The organism is Candidatus Aminicenantes bacterium (genome assembly GCA_026393855.1).
In the GTDB taxonomy this organism is placed as follows: domain Bacteria; phylum Acidobacteriota; class Aminicenantia; order Aminicenantales; family UBA4085; genus UBA4085.
In genome coordinates, this window is the sequence record JAPKZJ010000116.1 from 1 (window position 1) to 4,384 (window position 4,384).

At 62.0% G+C, this 4,384-nt stretch carries 4 protein-coding genes; 2 read left to right on the top strand and 2 right to left on the bottom strand.

Features of this window, described 5'->3' with window-relative positions:
- Nucleotides 1-1,558: 1,558 nt before the first annotated feature.
- Nucleotides 1,559-1,840, top strand: coding sequence for a fibronectin type III domain-containing protein (locus NTZ26_14655; GenBank protein ID MCX6561741.1), 282 nt, complete (start codon nucleotides 1,559-1,561; stop codon nucleotides 1,838-1,840).
- Nucleotides 1,837-2,697 carry an outer membrane beta-barrel protein gene (locus NTZ26_14660; protein MCX6561742.1) on the top strand — a complete coding sequence of 287 codons (861 nt, stop codon included), beginning with the start codon at nucleotides 1,837-1,839 and terminating at the stop codon, nucleotides 2,695-2,697. Before NTZ26_14655 ends, NTZ26_14660 begins: the two co-directional genes overlap by 4 nt.
- 115 nt (nucleotides 2,698-2,812) lie before the next feature.
- Here NTZ26_14660 and NTZ26_14665 read toward each other — a convergent pair whose 3' ends face one another.
- Together NTZ26_14665 and NTZ26_14670 are read right to left on the bottom strand one after the other, a co-directional pair.
- Nucleotides 2,813-3,388 (bottom strand): helix-turn-helix transcriptional regulator, encoded by a 576-nt coding sequence (locus tag NTZ26_14665; protein ID MCX6561743.1) that lies wholly within the window; start codon nucleotides 3,386-3,388, stop codon nucleotides 2,813-2,815.
- The coding region (locus NTZ26_14670) for an AAA family ATPase (GenBank protein ID MCX6561744.1) at nucleotides 3,385-4,384 on the bottom strand (1,000 nt) is incomplete at its 5' end. The genes NTZ26_14670 and NTZ26_14665, both read right to left, overlap by 4 nt.

The window sequence follows — 4,384 nt, forward strand, 5'->3', positions numbered from 1 at the left end:
GCTTTGGTTCCCGCATGTCTACATGCCCAACCAGAACCCGAACGATCTAAGCGGCGCCAACGACATGGGCCGCTGGGATTACGGCCCCTGGTTCTGGCCCCCGGTGACGATGCTCACTAATCCGCCCATCACCAAGTCCAATGGCCAGGTGATCCCGGGCACTCCCAACCCCTCGCTCGTCCCCGAGGCGTTCATGGATACGCCGCTCGTCAACGGGACGGTCTACCCTTATCTCACGGTGGAACCGAAGGCCTATCGTTTCCGCATTTTAAACGCCTGTAACGACCGCTTCCTCAACCTCCAGCTCTATTACGCCGACCCCTCGCTGAATACCAGCTTCCGGTCCGGCTCGCCCGGCTATCCGGGGATGGGCACTGAAGTCAAGATGGTTCCCGCCGTGCCCACGACCGGATTCCCGGCCGATTGGCCGACGGATGGCCGTGTCGGCGGCGTCCCCGACCCGACCACGGTCGGTCCCGCTTTCATCCAGATCGGGAACGAGAGCGGCCTGCTCCAGGCGCCCGCGGTCATCACCAGTGCGCCGGTCGGCTATCTCTACGACCGCCGCAACATCGTCGTCCTCAACGTCGATCGCAAGAGCCTCTTCCTGGGGCCGGCCGAACGGGCCGACGTGCTCATCGATTTCTCCCAAGTCCCGGCGGGCTCGCGGCTCATCCTCTACAATGACGCCCCGGCGCCGGTTCCGGCCTACGATATGCGGCAGGACTATTACACCGGCAACGAGGATCTGACCTCGGTCGGCGGCGCGTCCACCACTCTTCCCGGCTTCGGTCCCAATACCCGGACCATCATGCAGATTCGGGTGGAAGGGACTCCCGGCTCGGCCTTCAGTCTGTCCAATCTGCAGGCCATCCTGCCGACGGCCTTCTCCCAGTCCCAACACCCGTTGATCGTGCCGCCGAACACCTACGTCAAGATCGCCGACAACTCCCTGACCTTCACACCGTCCGGCGCCTCCTCGCCCATCACCCTGCCCATCATCCCCAAGGCCATCCACGAGCTGTTCGAGCTCGAGTACGGCCGCATGAACGCCATCCTCGGCGTCGAACTGCCCCTGACCAGCTTTTTCATCCAGACCACCATTCCGCTGGCCTACATTGATCCTCCGACGGAGAGAATCTATAACGGCGAGACCCAGATCTGGAAGATCACCCACAACGGTGTGGACACCCATGCCATCCATTTCCACCTCATGGACGTCCAGATCATCAACCGGGTCGGATGGGACGGCGCGATCCGCCCGCCCGATCCTTGGGAGAATGGCTGGAAAGAGACCGTGGTCATGAATCCTCTCGAGGACTGCATCGTCGTGTTGCGGCCGACCGCACCGACCCTGCCGTTCGACGTCCCCGACAGCGTCCGGATGCTCGACGTGACCAGCCCGGTCGGATCCCACAAGGGCTTCTCCAACGTCGATCCCTACACCGGGGTCCCCAACATCATCAAGAACCACGAGGAGAACCTGGGTTGGGAATATGTCTGGCACTGCCACCTCCTCGGGCATGAGGAGAACGACATGATGCGGCCGATCGTCTTCATGGTCCCGCCCGGCGCGCCCGCCGTGCCGACGGCCCTGCTCGAAGGCGACAAGGCCATCGTCAGCTTCCAGACGCCGAAATCGACCGGCGGCAGCCCGATCGAGTACTATACGGTCACGGCCAGCCCCGGCGGAAAGAAAGCCACCGGGCTCGGCAGCCCGATCCTGGTCGAGGGCCTGACGCCAGGCCAGGCCTACACCTTCACGGTCACGGCGACCAATGGAGCCGGCACCGGCCGCGCCGTCCGTGCGGCCAAGGCCGGTGAGAGGAGCGCCCGATGAAAAAGATCCTGTTCCTCATCCTGGCTTTGAGCCTGGCCGCCGTGCCGGGCTTTTCCCAGAAGTTCGCCTTCAAGCTCAGCTCCGGCATGAGCTGGGCCGACGGCGGCGACCTAACCACAGGCATCCAAGGCCAGTCCGACCTGCTGAAGCAGGTCTACGGTCTAGGAGACACCTTCCTGGCTCCCAAGCGCGGCGTCCAGATCTCCGGCGAGCTCCTGTTCTACCCCTGGAAATTCTTCGGCGTCGGCCTGGGGGTCGGTCAGTTCAAAATGAGCAAAGATAGCTCGGCGGCCTATACCAACAACTACCTGTCGACCACGGAAGCGATCAAGCCGGCGGTCACCGTCACTCCGGTCACTTTGAACCTGCACCTGCTTCTGCCGTTGTCGGATCGGCTCCGCTTCGACGCCCTGGCCGGGGCGGGGATGTACTTCACCAAGCTGGACTGGAATTTCCGGGCCGATTACACCCTGCTCGGCTTGAGCGGGTATGACGAGTATACATTCCAGGCCAAAAAGAGCGCTTTGGGATTCCAGGCCGGAATCGGGCTCGAATACCTGATCACGTCCCGACTCTCACTGGTTGCGAACGGCTTGTATCGGGTCGTCAAGCTCGATTCCTATCAGGGGACTTACACCAGCACGGGCGGCGGCGATTTCGGGTCCTATTCCTCCACCGGCACCGATGCTTCCTTCTGGTATTTCGAGCGCCGGGCGGGGGAGACGACTTTCCCGCTGGTGGCGTTCCAGGTGGATGAACCGGTTGTGACCCCCTGGGACAACAACGCCCGCAAGGCCCAGCTCGACCTGAAAGGCTTCACCGTCACGCTGGGCTTGAAGGTCGCCTTCGGCCGCTGACGGCGGCCGGCCCTGTCTCTCGGCCCGTCCTCGCTCCATCTGAAAAGATGGAACGAGGGCGGGCTTTTTTTTAGGATCGGGAAGCGGGGCGCACCGTCCGGGGGGATGGCGGGCATCAGCGGTGGGATTTCCACTCCCGGTAGCGGGCGACGTAGTCGTCCACGACTTTGGCCGGCTTGAGCCGCAGGCAGGCCGCTACGTTCTTCAGATGAACTTTGAGGTAGATCTCCTCGGGCAGGGCTTCGTAGCGCTCCTCCTCCAGGCTCTTGAGGAGCTCGCCGCGCAGCTTGAGCTGCTTGGAGATCTCCAGCAGCTCGATGCCCAGGCTCTCCCGAACCGCGCGCAGAACGGGACCGGAAAAGACGAGGTCGTCGAGCGGCTCGTCGGCCGGCGGCGGGGCGTCGGATTGGGCCGCCGGGATGGGGACCGCCGTGGGGGCGATGTCGCGGGCCCAGGTGGTCTCGGGCTTTTCCCGCCCGGCCTTGAGCAGGGCGGCGTAGGCCGTCTCGATGTCCTGCAGAATCTTGGCCCGCTTTTTGTCGGAGAACTCCTCGGCAATGGGGTCGAGGACGATCGAAGTCCCGCCATAGAGCCGGCGCAGCCGGAGGTAGGCATTCTTGATGTCCGAGAAAGAGGCCTTGGGAGATAATTCCAGAACGTCCAAGTGTTTTTTCAGCTCCTCCGGCGTCATGCGTATCCTCCCGGAACGTTCACCTCGCGGCCGTTGATGATGTTGTCGACGATGGTTTCGACCTGCTTGGCGCAGCCCGTGGCCGTGTAGCTGAGCATGAACGGCTTGCGCTCGCGGACCGATTTCCAGACCACGTCGTTGTACTCCACATACCCCGAGTAGAGGATGGGCACGCCCAGGTATTTGGTCAGGACGCTTTTAATCGAGGTCCCCAGCAGGATGTCTTGGCTGTTGCGAGCCATGTTGACGACGAGGTGGATGCGGAATCCGGCCAGTTCGTTGTCCAGGATGGTCCGGATATAAGAGAAGCTATCCTTGAGGTAGTCGATCAGATCTTTGAGGTTCTTGATCCCGTAACTCTGGCGGCGGTCCCAGATATGCTGGACGATCTCTTTGAATCCGTACTCTTTGAGCGTCAGCTTGACCTTGCGGAAGAGGGAGTTCTTGACGAAGTGATACATGTTCTCGATGGCGATGACCTCGGGGGTCAGGACGATGATCATCTTGTCCGCGATCAGGAAGGTGTCCAGGGTGTTGCTGTGGCTCCCGGCGCCCAGGTCGATCAGGACGTTTTGGACGTTGAGCTTCATGATCTGGCGGAATAGCTTCAGCTTTTGGCTGAAGCGGATCGTGTCCGAGGCGATGGAGTGGATATCGCCGGTGATGAGCGACATGTTGGGCAGCTCGGTGTCGACGGCCAGGTCGGACAACCGGGTCCCTGATTCGAAGAAGCTGGTCAGGGATTTCTGCGGCCGGCTGATCCCGAAGAAGGAATGGAGATTGGCTCCTCCGATGTCCATGTCGACCATAACGACCCGGCGGCCGCGCTTGGCCAGAGTGGTCCCCGTGCTGGAGGTGATGAACGTCTTGCCGGTGCCGCCTTTGCCGCCGCCGACGGCCCAGATCTCGCCTTCCTTGACGGCGCGCGTCGTGTTGGCCATGCCGTTACTGTCGAGAATCCGATAGAAAAATGGACATTGATGGCTTATAACAATA

Bases quoted from the DNA above. Each gene is read 5' to 3' on its own strand.
- NTZ26_14660 (MCX6561742.1), top strand. From the start codon at position 1,837: ATGAAAAAGATCCTGTTCCTCATCCTGGCTTTGAGCCTGGCCGCCGTG.
- NTZ26_14665 (MCX6561743.1), bottom strand. From the start codon at position 3,388: ATGACGCCGGAGGAGCTGAAAAAACACTTGGACGTTCTGGAATTATCT.
- NTZ26_14655 (MCX6561741.1), top strand. From the start codon at position 1,559: ATGGTCCCGCCCGGCGCGCCCGCCGTGCCGACGGCCCTGCTCGAAGGC.